The organism is uncultured Maribacter sp., assembly GCF_947495965.1.
Taxonomy (GTDB): domain Bacteria; phylum Bacteroidota; class Bacteroidia; order Flavobacteriales; family Flavobacteriaceae; genus Maribacter_B.
In genome coordinates this window covers 123,051-149,277 of record NZ_CANMBB010000001.1, presented here as the reverse complement: position 1 = coordinate 149,277, position 26,227 = coordinate 123,051, and the positions used below count along the sequence as shown (strand labels likewise).

The following is a 26,227-nucleotide window of genomic DNA, read 5'->3' as shown; positions in this document are numbered from 1 at the left end:
TTTTAGGTATTTGTGTTGGTTCAAATCTATGGGCAACTTATTTTATAAAAAATGAGGAATGAGGGAGAGTGCCTTTTCAATGCGTAAAAACATGTTTTAACTTTGTAAAGGCCTTAAAAAGGAGGTTTAAAGGCTAAAATGTAGCATAAGTCCATTTTTTAATGCCATATAAATCTGCTAAGTTTACGTTGTTATATAAAAAGCATGCAAAAAGCGCTATACATATTTATTATTCTATTTAGTTTTTGTTTTGGGAGCTATGCCCAAGATTTTAATACTAGAAAAGAAATAAAGGGTTCTGTAAAAGGAAAAGAAAATAGAACACCCATACGTAATGTTGAGGTGTCTACAAATAATGGGCAATATACTAGTACAGATAGTTTTGGGAAATTTAAGATTAAGGTTGCTGTAGGGGATGAAATTACATTTAGAAGTTCAGAAATAGAAACGGTATACTACATAGTTAAAAGCTTTGAAGATATAGATGTTTTAGTAGAAGGGTATTCTTTGCCATCTAAAAATACAAGAAGCACAAGTTCTTGGGAAGCAAGTAGTAGACATAAAATTTTATTAGATTCTGCAAAAAAATATAAAAAAGAAGATATAGCAAAGAGCATAGATTTTATTACCCAATCTATTGCAAGTTTAGGAAAGCGAGCCAATAAGGTGGAATTGGCAGAATCACTATCTCTCTTAGGAGAAGTGTACCAGCAACACAACCAAACAGATTTAGCAATTTCTAGTTATTTAGATGCTATTGATGCTTACAAATCTTCTAAAACATCTCTTTTATTAGGAAAAGCTTATGTGTTAAATGGAGAGTATAAAAAAGCTATTAGCACGCTAGATCCATTATTAAAAATTAAAAGTTTAGTGCCATTCCAAAAAGTTGCTTTGTATGAAGCAATAGGAGATAGTTACAAGGGTTTAGAAAATGTAAATCAGGCAGTGTCTTTTTATGAAGAAGGGTTACTTATAGCTAAGAAAAATCAGATAGCGCCAAAGTTGGCCGATTTAAATTCTAAAATTGCAGATGCTTATTCTAGTGATAACAGAAATGTAGAAGCAGAAGGATTTTATACAAATTCTTTAGAGTTATCTGAAAAACAAGCTCCGCAAAGAGCTATTCAAGAAAAAGAAAAAGTCGCCGATTTTTACAATAAAAAGAATAGGTATGATGAGGAAATTCAACTTCGTAAAGAAACTCTAGGAGAGCTAAATAGCTTTGGAAAAGTAAAAAAAAGTAAAGATTTAGGAGATATACCGGCAGACTCCATAACATCGCAAAGAGTAAACTATAAAATTGCTAATGCTTATGTAGCACAACGAAAATATGAAGAAGCAATACCGTATTTAGAAAAGAGTATTGTAGAGGCTAATGTAGAAGACGATTTGGTGGTGCAGAAAGATGCAACACGTAAATTATCGGAAGTATATAAGTATAAAGGAGATTTTAGTAAGGCTCTAGAAACCTATCAAGAATATGTAAAAGTGGTAGATACTCTCTATGTAAGAAAAGAACAAGAAATATCACAAGCAGCTAGGTTTAATAGAGAATTAGCATCGAAACAAAGTAGAATTTCTGGTTTAGAACAAGAAAGAGAATTATCGCAAAGCAAGTACGATTTGGCTTCTACCGAGCAGCAGCTATATCTGGTAAATAACAAACGTCAAAAATGGGTTATTTACTCTTTAATTATGGGCTTAGTATTAACCGCATTGGCAGCTTTTTTCTTTTATAGGAGTAATCAGCAACAAAAAATAGCAAATAATTTATTGGCTTTACGTTCTTTACGAACACAAATGAATCCACATTTTATATTTAATGCGCTTAATTCTGTGAATAATTATATTTCTAAGAATGATGAAAGAAGTGCTAATAGGTATCTAAGTGATTTTTCTACCTTAATGCGAGCAGTTTTAGAAAATTCTGAGGAAGACTTTATTCCGTTAACAAAAGAATTAGAGTTGTTAGAACTTTACGTAAAGTTAGAGCATTCTCGTTTTCCAGATAAATTTGCATATACGATTACTATAGATGAAAAAATAAATGTACCATCTTTTCAAATACCGCCAATGCTATTGCAGCCTTATATAGAAAATGCCATTTGGCATGGGTTACGTTATAAAGAAGAGAAAGGTTTTTTAAAAATAAATATAGAATATGTGTCTAATGAAGTTATACATATTACTATTGCAGATAATGGAATTGGAAGAAAAAAATCTGCGGAGTTAAAAACCCAAAATCAAAAAAAGCAGAAGTCTAAAGGAATGGGGAATATCAAAAAAAGAATAGCCATTTTAAATGAAATGCATAAAGATAAAGTAGATGTATCTATCTCTAATTTGCAAGAAGATGGTACAGGAACAAAAGTGCAATTTACACTCAAAAAAGAATAATGGAATTAAAAGCAATTATAATAGAAGACGAGGCAAATAGCAGGGAGATTCTTCGTAATTATTTACAAAAGTATTGCCCTAAAGTAGTCATGGTAGGCGAGGCCAGTTCTATACAAGAAGGCTTAAAATTAATAGAAAATAATACGTTAGATTTAGTTTTCTTGGATGTAGAAATGCCTTTTGGTAATGCTTTTGATTTGTTAGAGAAAGTTCCAGACCGGAGCTTTGAAACTGTTTTTGTTACGGCTTATAACCAATATGCAATGGATGCTCTTAATAGCCATGCGGCATATTATTTAATGAAACCAATAAATATAGATGAGTTAATAAAAGCGGTAGATTATGTTTGGGAAATAAAACAGAAGGAAGCACAAATATCGGATACTGTTTTAACCCCAAAAATAAATGGAGTAGAAGGTAAAATAACCTTGCCACAACAAGATGGTTTTCAAGTTCTTAATGTTACCGATATTTTATATTGCAAGGCAGATGATAATTATACTGAGATATATCTTGAAAATAAAAAAATCGTAGTTAGTAAAACTTTAAAATATTTTGAAGAAGCACTAAGTAAATTTTCCTTTGCAAGAATTCACAAGTCTTTTTTAGTAAATGTAAATGAGATTGTAAAATATAGAAAAGGAAAAGGAGGTAGTGTAGTACTTTCTAATGGTAAAGAAATAATAGTTTCTGCAAGTAAAAAGAAAGAATTGCTATCCTTTTTTTAAAAAGAATAAAATATGATAATAAAAACTGTTAAAGGAAAAACACCAGAATTTGGAGAAGATTGTTTTATAGCAGAGAATGCAACCATTCTTGGAGAAGTTACTATGGGAGACCAGTGTAGTGTATGGTATAATGCTGTTTTGCGTGGCGATGTTCATTATATTAAAATGGGGAACAAAGTAAATGTACAAGATGGTGCTGTAGTGCATTGTACTTATAAAAAATCGCCAACCACAATAGGTAATAATGTTTCTATAGGGCATAATGCTATAGTACATGGCTGTACCATAAAAGACAATGTTTTAATAGGAATGGGAAGTATTGTTATGGATGATTGTATTATAGAAAGTAATAGTATTATAGCTGCAGGAGCAGTAGTTACTAAAGGCACGCATGTAAAAGAAGGTACTGTTTATGCAGGAATGCCAGCAAAAAAAATTAAAGATATTAGTCCAGAGTTAAGTTCTGGCGAGGTAAATAGAATAGCAGATAATTATGTTAAGTATGCTAGCTGGTTTAAAGAAGAATAAGTAAGTTATTTTTAATATGTATTTTTGCCGCCTTAAACACGAATAAAATGAATGCATATATATTTCCAGGACAAGGAGCACAGTTTGTAGGCATGGGGTTAGACCTATTTGAAAAATACCCAATTGCGCAAGAATTATTTAACCAAGCTAATGCTATTTTAGGATTTTCTATTACAGACATTATGTTTGAAGGAACACCGGAAGAATTAAAACAAACCAAAGTAACGCAACCTGCAATTTTTCTTCATTCCGTTATTTTAAGTAAAGTAATGGGGGATGCCTTTAAACCGGATATGGTTGCTGGGCATTCTTTAGGGGAATTTTCTGCATTGGTAGCAAATGGAGTATTAAATTTTGAAGATGGCTTAAAGTTAGTTTCTCAAAGAGCTTTAGCAATGCAAAAAGCATGTGAAATAAAACCAAGTACAATGGCTGCTGTTTTACGATTAGAAGATAATGTGGTAGAAGAAATATGTGCTTCTGTTAGTGGAGTAGTTGTACCTGCAAATTATAACTGCCCAGGACAATTAGTAATTTCTGGTGAGGTAGAAGCAATTAATGAAGCTTGTGAAAAAATGAAAGAAGCAGGAGCTCGTAGAGCTTTGGTGTTACCTGTAGGTGGTGCTTTTCATTCCCCATTAATGGAACCGGCAAGAGAAGAGTTAGCCACGGCAATAGAGCAAACATCTTTTAATACCCCAAACTGTCCAATATATCAAAATGTAACTACAACAGCTGTTACAGATGCTGCTGAGATTAAGAAAAACTTAATTTCACAACTTACAGCACCAGTAAAATGGACACAAAGTGTACAAAATATGATAGCAGATGGTGCTACTTTATTTACAGAAATAGGACCAGGAAAAGTATTGCAAGGTTTAGTTAAAAAAATAGAGCCTATTGCAGAAACAAGCTCTGCAATTATAGAATAACTACCCTACAGCCTATAATATTGTATTTTATCCAAAAAAACTTGATTTAAGCAATTTCCTGAGGTAATGGCTTAAATTTTTAGTAATATTGACACCCAAATTTTACCCTATAAGTGCCTGTTTTGCTGTGGATTGAATTCGTGTTAATTCAAAAAACAGTTATGAAGTTGAAAGAAAATTATTTTTTTACAAACACTATAAATATAAAGAAATCAGTACACTTTTCTTTGTTTTTTATTATGTTGCTGTATTGTTTTGTTGGGCAATCGCAACAAGTAGTTTCTATAGCAAGGACAGGAGCGCATCCTAGAGAAGTAACACCAGAACCTTTAGTAAATGGAAGGTTCACAGTTACTAGAAGCATAATTACATTGGCATCTTTAGATGTAACTATTGCAATTGGAGGTACAGCAACACCTACAGCTGATTATAGCCCTATAACAACCAATGTTACTATCCCAGCATTTTCAGCAAGTACAACTGTTAGTTTGGCAGGTGTAGTAGATGATACAGATGTGGAAGGGAATGAAACTATAATAATAAGCGTAGTGAGTAATCCACCATCTTATACCGCTGCAACAGGTACTAATGGTTCTGCTACATTAGTTATAATAGATGATGATTATGAGCCAACATTAACAGCTACAGATGCTGCGGCAACAGAAGCCGCAGGAGTGGATAGAACAGGTGTGTTTACTGTAGATTTAGGTAGAGTTAATAGCACCGGTTCTGCAATTGTAGTGAGAGCAACAAGGTTTGGCACATCTACGGCAGTAGTTGCGGATTATACAGCTACGACATCTAATGTGTCTATAGCAAATGGAGCAAGAACAGGGATTATAACTATTACACCTGTTGATGATGCAATTGCAGAAGGCAATGAAACATTATCCTATAGAATACGTGCAGGTACTGGTTACGGGCTTGGAGCTGCGGCTTCTATAACAGCAGCAATGACTATTGCAGATAATGATACTGCAGGAGTAAATGTTTCAGCAATAAGTGGTAATACAACAGAGGCAGGAGGTACAGCAACCTTTAGAGTAACTTTAGATAGCCAACCTACAGCTGCAGTAAATGTTGCTTTATCTAGTTCAGATACAACAGAAGGAACAGTGCCTACAACAGTAAATATCCCTGTTGCTAATTGGGATACAGGAGTTCTTGTTACTGTAACAGGAGTAGATGATGTGCTAGTAGATGGACTGCAAAATTACAATATAATTACAGGTAATGTAACTTCTGCAGATGCAAATTATAACGCTTTAAATGGCGCGGCAGTTACAGATGTTCCAGTTACTAACGAAGATGATGATGTGTATACAGCAACCCTAACCGCTACAGATGCAACAGCTACAGAAGCTGCAGAAGTAGGGAGAGATGGTGTTTTTACAGTAGATTTAGGAAGGGTAAATACAACAGGTAACCCTATTGAAGTTAATTTTCAGATACTACCAAGTTCTACTTCTACAGGAGCAGATTATGCAAGTATTGGAACATCTGTATCTATTCCTAATGGGGACCAAACAGGTGTTATAACTATTAATCCTACTAACGATGCTATTTTTGAAGGTTCAGAAACTGTAGTGTTACGAATAATAGGAGGAGTAAATTATGAATCAGCAGTGCCAGCTTCTGCACGTACTGCTACTGTTACTATACAAGACGATGATACTGCTACACTTACAATAGAAGATGTAACAGTAAATGAGGATGTCGTTGGGGGTAATTTAGTGTTTACAGTAACTTTAGATAATGCTGTAGACGGTGGTACAACGGTTAGTTATACATTTTTAAACGGTACTGCAACTGGTGGTGGGGTAGATTATACAGGTGTAGCTAATACTGTAACTTTTGCAGGAACTGCAAGTGAGACAGAAACAATAGAGGTTCCAATTGTCGATGATACAGAATTAGAAGAATCGGAGACTTTTACTATTCGTTTAAATGGTGCTACAAATGGGGTTCTTATAGGTGGAGGAGGTACAGCAACGGGAACTATTGGTGATGATGATAATTGTGCGCCAACACCATTGTTAAGCCCAGATGCGCCAAGCGCAGAATTTTGTGGAGATATACAAGCAAACTTAAATGATTATACGGATTCAGCACCACCAGCTGGAATGGTTTTAACTTGGAGTCAATCTTCTAATCCGCTTAATGCGGGAGCTCGTTTAACAGCAGCAGAAAGTCAAAATGTAACAGTTCAAGGATCCTTCTTTGGTTATTTTTACGATAGTGCTAACGATTGTGCAGGAGGTGTTTTAGAAATTGAATTAATATCTAATGATATACCTACAATAATTTCTACAGCAGGAGAAACAAAATGTGATTCAGATTCAGGATTAATAACAGCAACTCCTAGTGATGGAGCATCTATACGATGGTTTGATAGACCAACTGGAGGAACACAAATAGGTGCAGGAAGCTCTTTTGTAACACCTATAGTGGATGAAAGCACATTTTTTTATGCAGAAGCTATAGCAAATGGTTGTCCTTCAATAGAAAGAATAGCTGTTGAGGTAACTATATTGGAAACTCCTTCATCAGGTACGGCTAGTAACACAACAGCATGTAATTTAAATTCTACACAACAACCGCTAAGTCTTATAGATTTAGATACGCGTTTAATAGGAGATGTAGATGAAGGGGAGTGGACTTTTGTATCAGGCCCGTCTACATTAGAGATTAATCAAGACAATGAAGTTAATTTCTTAGAAGAAGCAGTTGGGGAATATGTATTTAGATATACAACTACTGGAGCGCAAGCTCCATGTGCAAATAGTTCTACAGACGTAACTATTACGGTGGTCTCAGACTGCACACCAGACCCTATAGATTTAGAAGTTTTAAAAACATTAGATAACCCTAATGCTATAATAGGAGAGAATGTAATTTTTACCATTACAGTGAGTAATGTATCTACTAATGAAGCAAAAAATATAACTATAGGAGATGTTTTAGAATCAGGATTTTTATTTGTTTCTAGTGAAGCTTCTATAGGAATGTATGATGATGTAAGTGGTAATTGGATTTTTGAAAATTTGGAAGCAAGTGCAACCGCTACTTTAACTATAGAAGCTACGGTGGTAGCAGGAGGAGTTTACTCTAACACTGCAGAGTTATTAGAATCATTTCCATTAGATAATAACTTAGCAAATGATACAGCAACAGTTTCTTTAGAATTAGAAATTCCTGAAGGAACCGATTTAGAAATTACTAAAACGGCACTAAGTAGTAGGCCACTAGTAGGTGATGAGGTAGTATTTACTGTAACGGTAAAAAACAACTCACAAGAAGGAGAGAGCGTATCACAAATACGAATTTCAGAAGAAATTGATTTAGAAAATTTTGTACTTGCGGGAGAGCCAATAAGTGAGCCAGGGAGTACTTATGATATAAATACAGGTGTTTGGACTATTCCAACTTTAGCAAGAGGGGAGGAAGCTGTTTTAACAATTACGGTAACCGTACCCAACGAAGGGGTATTTACAAATACAGCGAGCTTGTTAAGTTCTTTTCCAGCAGATAGTAATGCAGAAAATAATGACTCAGTTGCGGAGGTTATGGTTAGTGTTCCTACACCAGCCGAAGAAGGATTTTTGTTTAACCAGTTTTCTCCAAATGGTGATGGTACAAATGATGTTTTAAAGTTTCAAGACACAGATGTGTTGCCAGATTTTTCAAATGTATCTATTACAATATTTGACCGTTATGGCAATGCTGTAGTAGAAAAAAATAATTTCACAGACACTATAATTTGGGATGGGTTGTATGAAGGAAAACAGTCTCCTGCTGGAACCTATTTTTATGTTTTAAATTTAGTAGATGAAGATGGTGTTGAGGTTAAAAAAGGCTGGATACAGTTAATAAGATAATGTATATGAAATATAAGATAGGCATGCAAAAGCAATTTTTGTTTGTTTCCATATTACTTTTGTTATTTAGTATAACATCGATTTTTGCTCAAAAAGAACCCCAGTATACGCAGTATATGTATAATATTGGGAGTTTTAATCCTGCCTATGTTGGTAGTGTAGAGTCTCCTGAGATAAGTGCAGCTTATAGAGCACAATGGATAGATATTGATGGGGCACCAAGAACAATACGTTTAGGTACAAACCTTCCTTTCCAAAATGAAAAAATGGGATTAGGAATTAATATTGTAAATGACCAAATAGGACCCTTAACACAGACTTTTTTAGATATAGCATATTCTTATCAAGTTAAAGTAACCGATGAAACAAAACTTTCTTTTGGTATAGATGCAGGAGGGTCTTTTCTAAATGTAGATTTCTCTAAAGGAACGTTTGAAAATCCTGGTGAACCAATTTTAGATAGAGAAACTGTTAATAAATTTTACCCTACCATAGGAGCAGGTCTTTTTATGTATGGTGATCAGTGGTATTTGGGGGCTTCAATTCCTAATTTTTTGACAGAAAGCGTATATAATGAGGATGTTGCTACTGTTGTAGAAGATAAAATACAATTTAATTTTGTTGGGGGGTATGTTTTTAATCTATCCGACGGACTTAAATTTAAACCTGCATTTTTAATAAATTCATTACAAGGGGCACCGGTTAACATTAATGTGTCGACCAATTTTTTAATTAAAGATGTGTTTACAGCAGGTGTATCCTATAGAGTAGATAATGCTTTTAGTGGTTTGGCTGGTTTTCAAATATCAAACACAATGTACATTGGATATTCTTATGATTACAGTACAAATCTTTTAGGAGACTTTAATAGTGGTTCGCATGAATTTATTCTTAAATTTTATTTAGGTAGAGGTTCAAGCTCAAATGGTACAAGTAAATCTTCTTCTAAAGGGGAGAAACAAAATGCAAAAGGAAAACCAAAACAAATTGATACTCCAAGATTCTTCTAAAGCTAATAAGAATATGAAATTTAGATATATTATAATAGTATTTTTAGTGGTAAGTAATTTGTCTTTTGGACAGAATAAAAAGTCTAAAGGAGATATATATTTTTATGAATATAATTTTGCTAAAGCTATACAAGAGTATCGTAAAGAAGAAATGAAATGGCCGCTTACGCAAGAACAACGATTAAAACTTGCAGATAGTTATTTTCAAACAAAAAATTTTAAAAACGCAGCGCAATTATATATTAAAATTAATAAAGAGAATGATACCATTTTATCTACATATAGGGTAAATAAAATGCTTCAGAGTTTATCTAAAAATAACCAAAAAGAAAGAGTTGATGCTTTTTTGCAATCTAAATCTCATTTGTTGTCTGAAGAATTATTTCAAAATTATCAATTTAATAAAGAATTGCTGCTTGGAGGTGAAAGCTCTCAAGATTTTAAAATAGAAAACCTTTCTATAAATAGTAGTCAAGCAGATTTTTCTCCATGTTTTTATAATGATAAAATTTTATTTAGTAGTAGTAGAATACTTAGTTTCAAAAAAGGTTCTAAAGGTAATTCAGAAGGTTTTTTAGATATATACATAGCTAAAGTAACTACTAAAGGAGATGTATTAACTCCTAATCCTTTTACTAGAACTCCAGAATTTAATTACCATGAAGCTACACCTTATTACTCAGAGGCATTAAAGAAACTTTTTTATATACGTTCTAACAGTAGTGGAGGTAATATGGCATTTAATGAGGAAGGTAAAAACTCTTTAGCTATAGGTGTCTTAGATACTACAAATACTTTCAGGTATTTATTAAAAGATTTAAGCACGTCATTTTATTATCCATTTTATGAAGTAGAGACAAATAGGCTATATTTTGCAGCTAATTTTAGTGATAGTTTTGGGGGTACAGATTTGTATTATGTAGAAACCAATAACGGGCAAATTATGTCTAGACCTATTAATTTAGGAGCTAAAATTAATACACCTGGAAATGAAATAGCGCCGTATATTCATGAAGGTAGTTTGTATTATGCGTCAGATATTTTTTATGGTTTTGGAGGGATGGATATTTATAAAACCAATATACAAGTTGATAAAAGCTTTAGTATACCAATTAATTTGGGGGATGGGATTAACTCTAAATCTGATGATTTTGGATTCATTGTGAAAAATGATAAAGCTAATAATTTAATAGGGTACTTTTCTTCCAATAGAGCAGGGGGAAAAGGGAAAGACGATATTTATAAATTTAGCGTATCTAACCAAATAGGTTTAAAAACTTTTGCTATTAAAGGTAGAGTAATAAATTCAAGAACACGTAGAGGTGTAGATAAAGCTTTTGTAAAGTTATTAAATGAAAAAGGAAATGTTATTAGAGAAATTTATACTAATGATGATGGAGATTATAGCATAGAGTTACCTTGGAAAAAACAAATAACTATAAAAACAGGTAAAGAAGGGCATTCTTCTTTTTCTGTTACTTATAATAAAGAAGGGATGATTGAAGCTCAAAAAGAACCTTTAAACATAGGGATTGTAGCTTTAAATGATTTAATTGAAGAAAAAGAAAGTAAAGAAATTATTAAACTCAATAAATTTTATTTTAATAAAGGTAAAAGTGATATAACACCTTTAATAGCAGCAGAGTTAGATAAGGTTGTTAAAGCTATAAGGAGTTTTCCTCAATTAAAACTAAGTATAGAAACCCATACCAGTAGTAAAGGGTATACTTCTACAAACAAAAAGTTGTCTCAAAAAAGGTCAGATGCTATAAAGTTTTATTTACTTAAAAAAGGTGCCTCTGTCTCTAATATAGTTGGTTCTATTGGTTATGGAGAAGAACAAATTATTAATAGATGTGTAAATGGAGCATATTGTTTAGACTTTTTACATAAACAAAATGAAAGAACTTTAATTGTTTTAGTGAAGTAAATTACTAAAATATAACAATCCAAAAGTAGTATATAGAAAATAACGATAGGAAAATTATACCTATATATGTTAATATTTTAAGGCCTTTACATGGTTGTTGTTGTACGTTGAGTTCTTCACTAATAACATTTTTTAAATTCATATATCCTATAATAGGGGCAACAATAAAAGAAACAAATGTAGCAAGAGCTACTAATTGTCCCATGTTTGCTCCAAAAGCTGCAATGACAGTAAAATTTATGAATGTTAGTACAATTACTGCAATTGTAAATAACTTTTTATTTGAATTCGTTTTTTTTATTTTGGGTTTTAATAATTGTAAAATATCTACACTAACTCTTGCAATAGCATCGTGAGCCGTCATACATGTACTAAACATAGTAGCAAAAGCAGCTAATGATATAAGAATGTAAGCCCAATTTCCAATATGTATGGTAAATAAATTAACTAGTTGATCAGCAAAAATAGCTGCACTACTGCTTAATAAGGTGTTAGTTCCGTATAGTGTAAGCCAACCTATTATTAAAAAAAGAATAGCCAATATAGAAGTTATGATATAACCAGTATTAAATTCTTGGAGACTTGTTTTAAGACTTGGTTTATTTCCTTGTGTTTTCCATTTTTCTTTACTCCATAAACTAACCCAACTAGAGGCTTCTACTGTTGTAGGCATCCATCCCATTAAACCTATTAAAAAAAGAATGCCAGCTTCGTTAAAAATTGGAGAAGGTTTATAGTTAAAAACTTGTGCTACTTGACCTTTATTAATTACTAATATAGTAGTTGCAAGAACTGCAAATAATAGTATGGTAACAACTATTTTTAAAGATTTTTCTAAAAAAGAATACTTACCAATAATTAAGAGAAAACTAATAAAAATAAAAAGAGATAAAGCAATTATAGGAATAGGTATAGATGAAATTTTTAAAAGATTAATTAAAAGCCCAGAGGTTACAATGTATAAAGCGGCTAAAATTGTAAAAGTACTTATGAATGTAATTAAGGCATAAAACACTAAATACCCTTTGCCACGGTTTAAATACCCTTCAATTAGGGTTTTATTTGTGGCATTTGTATAACGTACTCCGAACTCAAAAAAAGGATATTTTAGAACATTTGCAAGAATAATAGGTATTACCATAACCCAACCATATTTGGCACCTGCTTTGGTAGACATTACAAGATGTGATGTGCCAATAGCCATGCTAGCAAATAATAATCCTGGACCTATGTTTTTAAGGGTTTTTTTAAGGGAAGATGTCAAATTAGTAAGTGTTTGTTTGCTTTTAAAAATACTATAATTTAAAAAGCAATTTTTTTATTCTATTATTATTTTATCACCAAAAAACTTTGGTTGGGTATTAAACAATAAGTCTATAAATACTTTTACTCTAGCAAAATATTCTCTGAGATGTACTTTAAATCCAGATTTTCCTTCAATATCTTCTGCGTTATACCCAATAGCATTTAATCCTTTTTGCTTAGCAATATATATAGCTCTTTCATTATGAAATTTTTGAGATATTATAGTAACGGAATCTAAACCAAAAATAACTTTTGCTCTAACCATAGAGTCTAATGTTCTAAAACCAGCGTAGTCTAAAAATATTTTATTGGCAGGAATACCTCCTTTAATTAAATCTTTTTTAAAGCTATTGGGCTCATTGTAGTATATACTGCCGTTATCACCGCTAACTAAAACAAAATCTATTTTTTTTGCATTATAAAGAGCTATGGTTGCTTTAATTCTATTTGTATAGTACGGATTTGAAGCGCCACTACTAAGTTTTTTAGATGTTCCCAGAACAAGTCCTACTTTGTTTTTAGAGATTGTAGTAGTCTTAAAAAAGGTTTTGTTTTTTGCAGAAGAAATAATAATATAATTACACAATAAAAGTGTAATACACCCTAACATTATTAAAGTAATAAAAACAAATTTCAGCTTCTTTTTCATGTGTAGAGGTATTCAATCTTAAAGATAAGGAATAGTTTGTATAAAGGCTTTACTTGATTTTAAAAGTATTTATATAAAAAAACCCTTGAAAATCATAAGATTAACAAGGGTTTTGGTACTCGAGATGGGACTTGAACCCATACGGACTAATGTCCATTGGATTTTAAGTCCAACGTGTCTACCAATTCCACCACTCGAGCCTGTACTGTTATAAATAACAGCCAATTGGTATATTATACTGAGCGAAAAAAGGGATTCGAACCCTCGACCTCCACCTTGGCAAGGTGATGCTCTACCCCTGAGCTACTTTCGCATTATGTTTATGAACGAGTATCTGTTTCCAGATGCGGGTGCAAATTTAAGATAATTATATAAATTGCAAAGTAATTTTTAAGAAAAAATAGATTTTTTTTTAAGAAGTGGCTTTCTTCTTTTTTACAAGCAAGCGTTTAATTTCGTTTAACTTCATTAAAGCTTCTACTGGAGTTAATGTATCTATGTCTAAATGAGTGATTTCCTCTTTTATTTGTTCTAATAGTGGATCGTCTAAATTAAAGAAACTTAGTTGCATTTCATTTTGAGCAGATTGTAATTTATCTGTTAATTCTTCACTCGAATGTGATTTTTCGAGCTTTTTAAGAATTTTATTTGCTTTCAAAATTACTTGTTGTGGCATTCCGGCCATTTTTGCAACGTGTATTCCAAAACTATGTTCGCTACCTCCAGGGGTAAGTTTTCTTAGAAAAAGTACAGTGTCTTTTAATTCTTTAACCGATACGTTGTAATTTTTTATACGTTCAAAAGTGGTACACATTTCATTAAGTTCATGATAATGTGTTGCGAACAAGGTTTTTGCTTTTGCTGGGTGTTCGTGTAAATACTCAGAAATTGCCCAAGCAATAGAAATACCATCATAGGTACTTGTTCCTCGTCCTATTTCATCTAAAAGAACTAAACTGCGCTCCGAGAGGTTGTTTAAGATAGAGGCTGTCTCATTCATTTCTACCATAAAAGTAGATTCTCCCATAGATATATTGTCACTAGCGCCAACTCTTGTAAATATTTTGTCTACTAAACCAATTGTTGCAGCTTCAGCGGGAACAAAACTCCCCATTTGCGCCAATAAAACAATTAAGGCGGTTTGTCTTAATATGGCAGATTTACCACTCATATTTGGACCCGTAATCATTATTATTTGCTGTTGGGTTCTATCTAAGTGTACATCATTGGCAATATAAGTTTCTCCTAGGGGTAATTGTTTTTCAATTACAGGGTGCCTACCATTGGTTATAGATAAATCTGTAGATTCATTAATTTCTGGTAAAACATAATTATTTTCTTTTGCTAACTGTGTAAAACCACAAAGGCAGTCTAGCTGTGCAATTAGTTGTGCATTGTTCTGTACTGGAGCAATATATTCTTGCATCCATACTACAAGTTGCAAGAATAACTGTTGCTCTAAACTTAAAATACGTTCTTCTGCTCCAAGTATTTTGGCTTCATATTCTTTTAGCTCTTCGGTTATATAGCGTTCTGCATTAACTAAAGTTTGCTTACGAATCCATTCTTCTGGAACTTTATCTTTATGGGTGTTACGCACTTCTATATAATACCCAAATACATTGTTTGACGCTATCTTAAGGGAGCTTATTCCAGTTCTTTCGGTTTCTCTAGCAAGCATATTATCTAAATATTCTTTGCCAGAAAATGCAAGTCCTCTAAGTTCATCTAATTCTTCGGAATACCCTTTAGCAATAGCATTTCCTTTTAGGATATTAATGGGGGCTTCCTCACTAAGCATTTCTTTAATTTTACTTCGTAGTAAATCGCAACTGTGTAATTGGTCTCCTATAAGATTAAGAGCTTCATTCTTGGCATTTTTGGTAAGTTGCTTTAATGGAATAATAGATTCTAAAGAATTTTTAAGTTGAATGATTTCTCTAGGGTTTACTTTACCAGTAGATACTTTAGAAATTAAACGCTCTAAATCGCCCATTTGCTTTATCCAGTGCTGTAATTTATCTAAATCTTCTTCTTGTTTAGATAAATACGTAATAACCGCATGCCTTTTTTGTATTCTTTCTAAATTTTTGAGAGGAAGTGCAAGCCAACGTTTAATCATTCTTCCTCCCATAGGAGAAATGGTTTTGTCAATTACATCTAATAAAGTAACTGCATTTATATTATGAGATTGGTAAAGTTCTAAGTTTTTAATGGTAAACCTATCCATCCAAATATATTCATCTTCGGCAATACGTTGTAATTTATTTATATGCTGTAGTTGTTTATGTTGTGTTTCTGATAAATAATGTAAAACTACACCAGAAGCAATAGTACCATTAATAAGATGCTCCACGCCAAAACCTTTAAGTGTACTTGTTTTAAAGTGGTTAGTTAGGGTTTCTTTGGTATAATCTTCCTGAAAAACCCAATCTTCCATGAAAAAGGTATGAAACTGTGTTCCAAAAACGTCTAAAAATTCTTTTTTATGCGCTTTAGAAATAAGTATTTCATTAGGAGCAAAGTTTTGTAAAAGTTTGTCTATTTGTTCTTCAGTACCTTCAGAGGTTAAAAATTCTCCTGTAGAAATATCAACAAATGAAACACCTAATTTTTTTCTACCAAAATGAACAGCACATAAAAAGTTGTTAGTTTTAGCACTTAAAATATCATCATTTAAAGCAACCCCAGGAGTAACTAATTCTGTAACGCCTCTTTTTACAATGGTTTTGGTTTGTTTAGGGTCTTCTAACTGGTCACAAATTGCAACTCTTTGCCCAGCTTTTACAAGTTTAGGTAAATAGGTGTTTACAGAATGATGTGGAAACCCAGCTAGTTCTGTTTTTTCCCCTCCATTGTTTCTGTTTGTTAAGGTTATACCTAATATTTTGGATGCTTTAATAGCATCTTCACCAAAAGTTTCGTAAAAATCGCCAACCCTAAAAAGTAACATAGCATCTGGATACTTTGTTTTAATAGTGTTGTATTGTTGCATTAAAGGGGTAACCTTCTTTGTTTTTTCTTTAGCTGCCAATTGGTAATTTTTAAAGTATTTTTGTAACCTAACGAAAATAATATTTTCCTTATAGAATATACATCATTGTTGATATTTCAGGATAACTTAAAAAAAGCAACAGTTGTGTATTTTATTTTGGTGTTTTATTAATAGAAGTAAATGAGAAAATTAAAGAATGAAGAATTAGACCGCTTAGATATAGAAGGGTTTAAGAATGCTAATAAAACTCCTGTTGTTGTTGTTTTAGATAATATAAGGAGTTTAAATAATATTGGTTCTGTTTTTAGAACTTCCGATGCTTTTTTAATTGAGAAAATATACCTCTGTGGTATTACTGCAACTCCGCCAAATAAAGATATTAATAAAACCGCACTTGGAGCAACAGAAAGTGTAGCTTGGGAGTATAAAGAAAGTACACTAGATGTAATTCAGAATCTTAATGCGGAGGGATATACTAGTTTAGCAATTGAGCAAGCAGAAAATGCCACAATGCTTCAAGATTTTAAAGTAAAACCTAATGAGAAATATGTTTTAATTTTTGGAAATGAAGTAAAAGGGGTTTCACAAGAAGTGGTTAACATTTGCACTGGAGTATTAGAAATTCCACAATTCGGAACCAAACATTCTTTAAATATTTCGGTTAGTGCAGGTATTGTTATTTGGGATGTTTGGAGTAAAATTAAAGTAAAAAAAAACCCAACCTAAGTTGGGTTTTAGAGTAAAGTTTGAGTTAGTTAGTTGCATAAATGCTTCTGCAATTACGGCAATTGATTTAAAGTGTGCAAGGAATTTGCCAAAATTATGTTAATTTATTTGTTGAAATGCCAACTTTAAGACCTTATCTATAATTATTTGATAATCCTTTTCATTGGCTACAAAATCTAATTTAGTAACATCTATTACCAAACTATTTTCTTTGGGGTAGCCTTTAAGAAAATCAAAATAACCTCTATTAATTTTTTCTAGGTAATCGGTTTTAATACCTTGTTCATAGTCTCTTCCGCGTTTTTTTATGTTTTCTAAAAGACGTTCTGTTGTTTGGTATAGGTATACATAAATTTGTGGTTTTTTAACCTCCTTATGCATAAAATTAAATATTTTTCTATATAATTCATATTCGTCTTTTTGTAAAGTAACTTTAGCAAAAATTAGGGATTTAAAAATATCATAATCACTAACCATAAAGTCTTTAAAAAGGTCAAATTGGGAGGTGTCATCAGAGAATTGTTGGTATCTATCTGCTAAAAAAGACATTTCTAAAGGAAAAGCATACCTAGATTGGTCTTTGTAAAAATTTGGTAAAAAAGGGTTTTCTGCAAAGCGTTCTAATACGAGTTTTCCATTAAAATCTTTTGCTATCTTAGTTGCTAAAGAAGTTTTTCCTGCGCCAATATTACCTTCTATAGAAATGAACTGGGAAGTTGCTAATAACTTTTGCTTAGTACAAAAAAGGGTGTATTTTGTTTTTGTTAAAACACTTTTGTCTTTACATTCCTGTATTAAATTTCTAGTATCTTTTTTTAAAATTGGATGATAAAATTGAGGAGCAATATCTGCCAATGGTTTTAATACAAAAAGTCTTTCCTGTAATTTAGGATGTGGTATGGTTAAATTAGAGTCTGTTTGTACTATTGTATCGTAATAAACAATATCTAAATCTATGGTTCTAGATTGGTAACCAGTATTTGCAGACCTTTCTCTGCCTAATTTTTTTTCTATTTCTAATAAATTAAAAAGTAACTCTTCTGGATGTAATTCTGTTTGTATATGTAAACATGCGTTTAAAAAATTTTCTCCAGAAAATCCCCATGCAGGGCATTCGTACACTTTGGAGCATTTTTTAACAACACCAATCTTTTTAGTAATTAAAAAAATGGCTTCTTGTATGGTTTCTAGTCTATTGCCTAAGTTACTACCAATAGAAATATAAGTATCTGTTGTATTGTTCATAATCTTGAGGCAAAATAAGCAAAACAATTTCAATTGGTTATCTTTGTTAGCTAATATTAACAGCTTATTTAATGAATTTTTTAAGAAATCTACTAGCGGCTATTTTGGGGTGTATCATAGCTTTTGGGATTGTATTTATAATGTTTGTGATTTTTATTGCTTTATCTAGTAGTAATTCGGAAACTGTAGAAGTAAAGCCAAAATCTATTTTAGAACTACAATTACAGCAACCAATAAATGATTATGTAGGAGGAGATGAGGAAAATCCTTTTAAGGCTTTATTTCAAAAATCGGAAGATTTAGATAGAATTATTCATGCTATAAAAGTTGCAAAGAATGATAAAGACCTTGTAGGTATAAGTATAAATAATAATTTCTTAATGTCGGGTTGGGCACAAACACAATCTATAAGAAAAGCATTAGAGGATTTTAAAACTAGTGGTAAGTTTATTTATTCTTATGGAGATTTTTATATGCAGAAAGATTATTATTTGGCTAGTGTTTCGGATTCAGTTTTTTTAAATCCAGTTGGAGTTTTAGACTTTAAAGGATTATCTACAGAGGTTTTGTTTTATAAAGACTTGCAAGAGAAAACAGGCGTTAAAATGGAAGTGATTCGTCATGGAAAATATAAAAGTGCTGTGGAACCTTATTTAAATGATACAATGAGTGATGCTAATAGAACTCAAATAAAAGAGTTAATAGGGTCAGTTTGGAACTCAGTTGTGGATGATATTGCATTAAGTAGAAATATGACTGTAGAGGATATGAATACTATTGCCGATACTTTAGGAGGTAGAATGCCAAAACATGCAAAAGCTTCTAAATTAATTGATGCAATAACGTATTATGATGAATATGAAAAAAAGCTAAAAAATGCAGCTGGAATTGAAGAAGATAAAGAAATTAACCTTTTAAGTATTCAAGAGTATAGTGCTAAAGCAAATACTATAAAATTACATAAAGGGGAGCAAAAGATAGCTGTAATTTATGCGCAAGGAGAAATATTATACGGTGAAGGAAGTAATGAGGTAATAGGTCAGGGGCTTATTAATGAAGCTATTATAAAAGCAAGAGACGATGAAAAAATAAAAGCAATTGTTCTTCGTGTAAATTCTCCGGGCGGTAGTGCTCTAACTTCAGATATTATCTGGAGAGAAGTGATGCTAGCTAAAGAAGTGAAGCCTGTAGTAGTTTCTATGGGGAATGTTGCTGCTTCTGGGGGGTATTATATTGCTGCTGGTGCAGATAAGATATTTGCGGAACCAACTACTATTACAGGTTCTATTGGTGTTTTTGGAACCATACCTAATGTAAATGAGTTGGCTACAGATATTGGAATTAATGCAGAACAAGTTGGGACAAATAAAAATTCTGTTGGGTACTCTGTTTTTGAGCCAATGTCCGATAATTTTAGAGGAGAAGTACAAGAAAGTATAGAAACTACTTATACAACTTTTTTGGAGAAAGTATCTAGTGGAAGAGGGATTTCTATGGCACAAGCAGATAGTATAGCGCAGGGTAGAGTTTGGAGTGGTGTAGATGCAAAACGTGTTGGTTTGGTAGATGAGTTGGGAACTTTGGAGGATGCTATTAATGCAGCGGCAGCTTTGGCTAATTTGGAAAAATATGGAATTAAAAAGTTTCCTAAATATAAAACAGGAATAGAAAAATTAATGGAAGATATAGGAGGAGCAAGTATCTTTAATAAAGAAGAAATTATTTCTAAAGAAATTGGTCCAGAAGGGTATGCTATTTTAAAGGAGATAAAAAAAGCAATGAACCAAAAGGGAGTCCAAGTAAGAATGCCTTATACTTTAGATATTAAGTAGTAATATGTGTTATTATAAAGTAAAATGTAATTAATTCCTAAATCGTAGTTTTTTATTTTGTTTGCCTATTTTTGAATATGCTAAAATTAGAAGATAAGAGACTTGCTTATAAAATATATCTGTATCTAGGAGCTTTATTTATTACATCTTTAGTTGTTTCTAATTTAATTTTTCAAAAATTCTTTTATTGGAAACCTTTTGGAGATATTACTATTTTTGGAGCACCTTTATTTGAAATTTCGGTTGGGATATTACCTTACCCAATTACATTTTTAATAACAGATTTAATCTCTGAAATTTATGGAAAGAAAAAGGCAAACCAAATTGTTGTAGCTGGTATTTTTGCTTCATTCTTTTCTATGGGAATTGTATTGATAGCTAATTACGTTCCAGCAATAGATGCTTCTCCTGTTAATAATGCTATTTTTAACAATGTTTTTTCATTATCGCCGCTAGCTGTTCTTGCTTCTATGTTGGCGTATTTATTTGCTCAATTTGTAGATATCCAAATCTATCATTTTTGGAAAAAAGTAACCAAAGGCAAGCATTTATGGCTTAGAAATAATTTTTCTACGTTCTTTTCTCAGTTTATAGATACGTTTACGGTTGTTGGTTTATTATGTGTGTTTAAGGTGCTTCCATGGGATTTGTTTTTTGGATTAGTGGTTAGCGGATTTATTTTTAAGATAATTATAGCATTTGTAGACACCCCTTTTCTATATTTCTTCGTATATATTATAAGAAAAAGATTTAATCTGACAATAAATCAGGAAATAGACTTAGAGGCATAATTTTTTTTACTGTTTTTAATTTGTAATTGCATATTCTTATCATATATGAAAAAGAAAGTTTTTAAAATTTTTGGGATAGTATTTTTAGTAGTTATAGCAACACTAATTGCAGCACCTTTTTTTCTAAAAGGGAAAATTACAGATATTATTAAAAATAAAGTAAACCATAGTGTAGATGCTACCTTTGATTTTAGGGATGCTAACCTTAGTTTGTTCTCTAGTTTTCCTAACGCAAAAGTAAGTTTAGAAAATATTTCATTAGTTAATAAAACTCCTTTTGAAGGGGATACTCTTTTTTCTTCTAATAGCATAGAGTTAGAAATGTCTATAAAAGAACTTTTTAAAGACGCTAATGAGCCAATAACCGTAAAGAGTTTAGCTATAGACAAAGCACTTCTTAACATTCTTGTAAATGAGAAAGAAGAAGCTAATTATGACATTTCTAAAGGGGAGAAAGAAGAAAGTAATACAACCAACTCAGGAGAAAATTCTGGGTTTAGTTTTTCTATGAATTCTTACACCATTACAAATACAGATATAAATTATATAGATAAATCTACAGGAATAAGCTTAATGCTTAAAGATATGAATCATTCTGGGTCAGGAGATTTGTCCTTAGCAACTTCGGAACTAGATACACACACAGATGCTTTAGTGTCTTTTGAAATGGATTCTACCAATTATTTAAACAATAACAAGATAAAGTTAGATGCTATAATAGGGATAGATTTAGAAAAAAGTAAATACACTTTTTTAAAGAATAAAGCACTTATAAACCAGTTGCCTCTTGTGTTTCATGGGTTTATACAGGTTAATGAAAACAATCAAGAGTTAGATATTACTTTTAAAACTCCGTCATCAGATTTTAAAAACTTTTTGGCATTAATTCCAGAAGTATATTCCAAAGATATAGGCAATGTAAAAACCTCAGGAGATTTTACGGTAGAAGGAGCTTTTAATGGAGTAGTAGATGATACACATATTCCAAAATTTAATATAGCAATAGCATCTCATAATGCTTCCTTTAAATATCCAGATTTACCAAAAACGGTTCAAGACATAAATATAGATGTGGCTATAAATAATGATTCAGGTATTGCAGAAGATACTTATATAGATATTAATAAAGGAACCTTTAGGATAGATGAAGATACGTTTTCCGTAATAGCAAATATTAAAGAGTTAATGGGAAATACAAAAGTTAATGCCAAATTAAAAGGAATAATGAATTTGGCTAATATTTCTAAAGCATACCCTGTTCCATCGGATTTAGATTTACAAGGGCTTTTAAATGCAGATATAAGCACGGCTTTTGATATGGCCTCTGTAGAACAAGAAAAATATGAGAATACAAAAACACAGGGAACTTTACAGCTTAAAGACTTTGTGTATAAAAGTAGTGAAGTGCCAAATCCAATAAAACTAAATACTACATCGGTTACATTTAATCCTAAAACAGTTACCTTAAATACTTTGGAAGGAAAAACTGGAAAGACAGATTTTAAGGCAAATGGTACCATAGATAATTTATTGGGTTTTATGTTTAATGAGGATAAGGTAGAAGGGAACTTTAACTTAAACTCAAACACTTTTGCGTTAGATGATTTTATGGTTGCTGAAGAAGAAATGGGATCTGCAACTTCGCAAAACAAAACAACAGAACCTGGTTCTGGTGAAGAGAAAATTAAAATCCCATCATTTTTAGATTGCACCATAAATGCCGATGCTAAAACAGTATTGTATGATAATTTAACACTTACTAATGTTAAAGGTAGCCTTAAGATTAAAGACGAAAAGGCAACTCTAAATAATATGACATCTTCTATGTTGGGAGGTAAGGTTGGTTTTGGTGGCCAAGTATCTACCAAACAAGATATACCAACATTTGCAATGCAATTAGATTTAGATAAATTAGGCATTGCAGAGACTTTTAAATCTTTAGAACTTTTTAAAGTGTTAGCGCCAATTGCAAGTGCATTGCAAGGTAAGTTAGATTCTAATATAGAAATATCAGGAAACTTAACAGATGATTTTACACCAGATTTAGGTTCTATTTCTGGTAATGTTTTGGCAGAATTACTTTCTAATGATATAGATCCTAATAAAGCTAAATTACTTTCTTCTTTAACCAGTAATCTTAGTTTTTTAAAGTTAGAGGATATAGATTTAAAAGGAGTAAAAACTGCCCTAACTTTTGAAGATGGAAAAGTAAAAGTAAAACCATTTTTTATTAACTATAAAGATATAAAAGTGAATGTATCTGGCGGTCATAATTTTGATAGTAGTTTAGATTATAAAGCTACTTTAGATGTGCCTGCTAAATATTTAGGGACCGAAGTAACGAGCTTAATATCTAAAATAGACGATAGTAGTTTAGAGAATTTAACTATACCTGTTACCGCAAATATTGGAGGTTTGTATAATAGTCCAAAAGTATCTACAGATATGACTAGTGGAGTTAAAAGTTTAACAACTAAATTAATGGATATTCAAAAACAGAAATTAATTAATAAAGGAAAAGATAAGGCAAAAGATTTATTGTCGGATGTTTTAGGGGGTAGTGCTTCTGAAAATGACACAACACAATCTAAGGATAAAACCAAAGAAGGGGTAAAAGAGGTTTTAGGAGGTATTTTAGGTGGTAGTAAGCAAAAAGAATCTTCGGAAAATGCTTCAGAAACAAAAGTAGATTCTACAGCTGCTCCAAAAAAGGAAAAAGATGTAATAAAAGAAAAGGCTAAAAATATTTTAGGCGGACTCTTGGGTGGTAAAAAGAAAGAGGAGTAAACTAGTTAATAGTTAGTCCAACATACAATCCTTCATTTGCTCTAATGTTAAAAACAGTATTGTCTTCAAAAATTAGATATTGACCTTTAATACCAGTAAGTTTTCCTGTATAATTTGGAGTTTTGGATAAATTTAGACTTTTTACTTTTTCAGGATACGATAGTACAGGAAAATGTAAATGAGTTTCTAAATTAGAATCTATAAAGTACTCTTGGGTTTCTTTTGGAATATATTGTTTTAGTTTATTTCTCCATTCTACTAAATTTTCATCATCAATGGTATTAGTGAGCATTTTGCGCCAATTAGTTTTGTCTGCAACATGTTCTTTTAAAGCAACTTCAGTAATACCTGCTAAATATCTATTTGGTACTTCTACAATTTCTATAGCTTCATGCGCTCCTTGGTCTATCCATCTCGTAGGAACCTGACCTTTTCTAGTTACACCAACTTTTACATTACTAGAGTTAGCTAAATAAACAATATGGGCTTGTAATTGCGCTTTTTTTTCAAATTCTAAATCACGATCTTCTTTTCCTAAATGTGCAGTACTTAATTCTGGTCTCATAATCCAATCTCCAGCAGATGGAGTTTCAAAAAAGCAAGATTTGCAAAATCCCTGTCTATAAATGGCTTTGTCTAAATGGCAATTAAGACATTCATATTTAATAAAATCTATAGACAGTTCTTTGTTTAAAACTTGATTTACATTCAAAAAGTCATTATCAAAAATTAAATAATATTGAATAGGGTTTCCTATTTCTGTTTGCATTTTTTTTAAAACACCTTGGTATTGCATGATAAATAATTGAATTAAAAAATCTATTTGAAAATGATAACTTTTAGAACTAAATTTAGTGTCTATTTCCTAGTTTATAAAGAAATAGAAAAACAGGATAAAGATACCTAAAAATGCCTATACCATTATTTAATTCTATAGCTTCTTGGCTCTTAAAAAAGAGATTTCATCAAATAGAACTTTTTATAAAATATCCGGAGGAGGTGCAGGCTGAGGTTTTAAGTCAGTTAATTGAGTATGCCGAGGATACAGAAATTGGAAGAAGGTATGATTTTGCATCTGTAAAAAATTATCAAACATTTAGAGAGAGGGTTCCTATTATTTCTTATGAAGAAATACAGCCAATAATAGAACGTACAAGAAAAGGGGAGCAAAATCTTTTTTGGCCAACATCTATTAAGTGGTTTGCAAAGAGTAGTGGTACTACTAATGCTAAAAGTAAGTTTATACCTGTAAGTTCTGAAGCTTTAGAAGATTGTCATTATAAATCGGGAAAAGATTTGTTGTGTTTGTATTTAAATAATAATGAAAACTCACAATTATTTACAGGTAAGAGTCTAAGGCTAGGAGGGAGTAAAGAAATTTATGAAGATAATGGTTCCTTTTTTGGAGATTTATCTGCTATCTTAATAGATAACATGCCTTTATGGGCAGAGTTTAGTAGTACGCCAAGTAATAAGGTGTCTTTAATGAGCGAATGGGAAGATAAATTAAGAGCAATAATAAAAGAAACCACCCAGGAGAATGTAACTAGTTTAGCAGGAGTACCTTCATGGATGTTAGTACTTCTTAATAATGTAATAGAAGAAACTGGAAAAAACCACCTTTTTGAAGTTTGGGAAAATTTAGAGGTGTATTTTCATGGAGGTGTAAGTTTTAGTCCCTACATGGACCAGTATAAAAACTTGTTTCCAAGAAAGAGTTTTAAGTATTATGAAATTTATAATGCCTCGGAAGGCTTTTTTGCTATTCAAGATTCTAATTACGAGAAAGATTTATTGTTAATGTTGGATTATGGTATTTTCTATGAATTTATTCCAATGGAAACTTATGGTACTTTAGAACAATATGCTATTCCTTTATGGGAGGTACAAATGCATAAGAACTATGCTATTGTAATTACCACAAATTCTGGCCTGTGGCGTTATAGAATTGGAGACACGGTTCGTTTTACATCTTTAAAACCTTATAGAATAAAAGTTACTGGGCGCACAAAGCATCATATTAATGTATTTGGCGAAGAGTTAATTATAGAAAATGCCGAAGAGGCTTTAAAAAGTGTGTGTATTAAAACAGGAGCTAAAATTAAAGATTATACTGCGGCACCTGTATTTATGTCTGGAAAAGAAAAGGGAACACATGAGTGGGTAATAGAGTTTAGAAAACCTCCGGAGAAGTTAGATTATTTTATTGAATTTTTAGATAATGCATTAAAATCATTAAACTCTGATTATGAGGCAAAAAGATATAATAATATAACTCTTAAAATGCCAGTAGTTCATATTGCTAGAGAGAACTTATTTAATGATTGGTTAAAATCTAAAGATAAGTTAGGAGGGCAACATAAGATTCCAAGATTGTCTAATAAAAGAGACTACATCGAAGAATTACTTCATATGAACAATTAAATGTGGATTTGTTTCGTTTAATACTCATCTTAGGGTTCTAATCATTACAGAACTATAACTTAAACTA

The 26,227-nt window shown here is 31.6% G+C and carries 17 protein-coding genes and 2 tRNA genes; 12 read left to right on the top strand and 7 right to left on the bottom strand.

Going from position 1 to position 26,227, the window contains the following annotated elements:
- The first annotated feature begins 204 nt into the window (after positions 1-204).
- From Q0820_RS00710 to Q0820_RS00680, 7 genes are all read left to right on the top strand, one after another.
- The gene (locus Q0820_RS00710) at positions 205-2,400 is read left to right on the top strand and encodes a histidine kinase (RefSeq protein WP_298484287.1); all 2,196 of its coding nucleotides are present in this window, start codon (positions 205-207) and stop codon (positions 2,398-2,400) included.
- Positions 2,400-3,128 (top strand): LytTR family DNA-binding domain-containing protein, encoded by a 729-nt coding sequence (locus Q0820_RS00705; protein ID WP_298484286.1) that lies wholly within the window; start codon positions 2,400-2,402, stop codon positions 3,126-3,128. Before Q0820_RS00710 ends, Q0820_RS00705 begins: the two co-directional genes overlap by 1 nt.
- A gap of 12 nt (positions 3,129-3,140) precedes the next feature.
- A complete protein-coding gene (locus Q0820_RS00700) occupies positions 3,141-3,656 on the top strand; it encodes a gamma carbonic anhydrase family protein (protein ID WP_298484285.1) in 516 nt (171 codons plus the stop codon).
- Positions 3,657-3,703: 47 nt separating this feature from the next.
- A complete protein-coding gene (gene fabD, locus Q0820_RS00695) occupies positions 3,704-4,588 on the top strand; it encodes an ACP S-malonyltransferase (RefSeq protein ID WP_298484284.1) in 885 nt (294 codons plus the stop codon).
- Positions 4,589-4,749: 161 nt separating this feature from the next.
- Positions 4,750-8,466 (top strand): Calx-beta domain-containing protein, encoded by a 3,717-nt coding sequence (locus tag Q0820_RS00690; protein WP_298484283.1) that lies wholly within the window; start codon positions 4,750-4,752, stop codon positions 8,464-8,466.
- 5 nt (positions 8,467-8,471) lie between these two features.
- The gene (locus Q0820_RS00685; RefSeq protein ID WP_298484282.1) at positions 8,472-9,476 is read left to right on the top strand and encodes a type IX secretion system membrane protein PorP/SprF; all 1,005 of its coding nucleotides are present in this window, start codon (positions 8,472-8,474) and stop codon (positions 9,474-9,476) included.
- A 13-nt stretch (positions 9,477-9,489) separates the two neighbouring features.
- Positions 9,490-11,406, top strand: coding sequence for an OmpA family protein (locus Q0820_RS00680; protein ID WP_298484281.1), 1,917 nt, complete (start codon positions 9,490-9,492; stop codon positions 11,404-11,406).
- A gap of 4 nt (positions 11,407-11,410) precedes the next feature.
- Here the strand turns inward: Q0820_RS00680 and Q0820_RS00675 are convergent, their stop codons facing one another.
- The 5 genes from Q0820_RS00675 to mutS form a co-directional block, all read right to left on the bottom strand.
- On the bottom strand, positions 11,411-12,670 hold the full coding sequence (locus Q0820_RS00675; protein WP_366941643.1) for a divalent metal cation transporter: 1,260 nt from the start codon (positions 12,668-12,670) through the stop codon (positions 11,411-11,413).
- Between the two features lie 54 nt (positions 12,671-12,724).
- A complete protein-coding gene (locus Q0820_RS00670; protein WP_298484280.1) occupies positions 12,725-13,360 on the bottom strand; it encodes an ElyC/SanA/YdcF family protein in 636 nt (211 codons plus the stop codon).
- Positions 13,361-13,473: 113 nt separating this feature from the next.
- Positions 13,474-13,560 (bottom strand) — tRNA-Leu (locus tag Q0820_RS00665).
- A 41-nt stretch (positions 13,561-13,601) separates the two neighbouring features.
- A tRNA-Gly gene (locus Q0820_RS00660) sits at positions 13,602-13,673 on the bottom strand.
- 99 nt (positions 13,674-13,772) lie between these two features.
- The gene (gene mutS, locus Q0820_RS00655) at positions 13,773-16,355 is read right to left on the bottom strand and encodes a DNA mismatch repair protein MutS (RefSeq protein ID WP_298485434.1); all 2,583 of its coding nucleotides are present in this window, start codon (positions 16,353-16,355) and stop codon (positions 13,773-13,775) included.
- A 180-nt stretch (positions 16,356-16,535) separates the two neighbouring features.
- Here mutS and Q0820_RS00650 point away from each other — a divergent pair, with 180 nt between their 5' ends.
- Positions 16,536-17,081 (top strand): RNA methyltransferase, encoded by a 546-nt coding sequence (locus Q0820_RS00650; protein ID WP_298484279.1) that lies wholly within the window; start codon positions 16,536-16,538, stop codon positions 17,079-17,081.
- A gap of 99 nt (positions 17,082-17,180) precedes the next feature.
- Here the strand turns inward: Q0820_RS00650 and folK are convergent, their stop codons facing one another.
- On the bottom strand, positions 17,181-18,326 hold the full coding sequence (folK, locus tag Q0820_RS00645; protein WP_298484278.1) for a 2-amino-4-hydroxy-6-hydroxymethyldihydropteridine diphosphokinase: 1,146 nt from the start codon (positions 18,324-18,326) through the stop codon (positions 17,181-17,183).
- 71 nt (positions 18,327-18,397) lie between these two features.
- Between folK and sppA the strand changes: the two genes are divergently transcribed.
- The 3 genes from sppA to Q0820_RS00630 all read left to right on the top strand — a co-directional run bounded on the left by sppA (position 18,398) and on the right by Q0820_RS00630 (position 23,736).
- Positions 18,398-20,158 (top strand): signal peptide peptidase SppA, encoded by a 1,761-nt coding sequence (gene sppA / locus Q0820_RS00640; RefSeq protein WP_298484277.1) that lies wholly within the window; start codon positions 18,398-18,400, stop codon positions 20,156-20,158.
- A gap of 77 nt (positions 20,159-20,235) precedes the next feature.
- Positions 20,236-20,949, top strand: a complete 714-nt coding sequence (locus Q0820_RS00635; RefSeq protein WP_298484276.1) for a queuosine precursor transporter — start codon at positions 20,236-20,238, stop codon at positions 20,947-20,949.
- Positions 20,950-20,994: 45 nt separating this feature from the next.
- The gene (locus Q0820_RS00630) at positions 20,995-23,736 is read left to right on the top strand and encodes an AsmA-like C-terminal region-containing protein (protein ID WP_298484275.1); all 2,742 of its coding nucleotides are present in this window, start codon (positions 20,995-20,997) and stop codon (positions 23,734-23,736) included.
- A gap of 1 nt (position 23,737) precedes the next feature.
- Here Q0820_RS00630 and Q0820_RS00625 read toward each other — a convergent pair whose 3' ends face one another.
- A complete protein-coding gene (locus Q0820_RS00625; RefSeq protein WP_298484274.1) occupies positions 23,738-24,532 on the bottom strand; it encodes a DUF2797 domain-containing protein in 795 nt (264 codons plus the stop codon).
- A gap of 113 nt (positions 24,533-24,645) precedes the next feature.
- On the opposite strand from Q0820_RS00625, the gene Q0820_RS00620 reads away from it, so the two are divergent.
- Positions 24,646-26,160, top strand: a complete 1,515-nt coding sequence (locus tag Q0820_RS00620) for a GH3 auxin-responsive promoter family protein (protein WP_298484273.1) — start codon at positions 24,646-24,648, stop codon at positions 26,158-26,160.
- Positions 26,161-26,227: the final 67 nt, after the last annotated feature.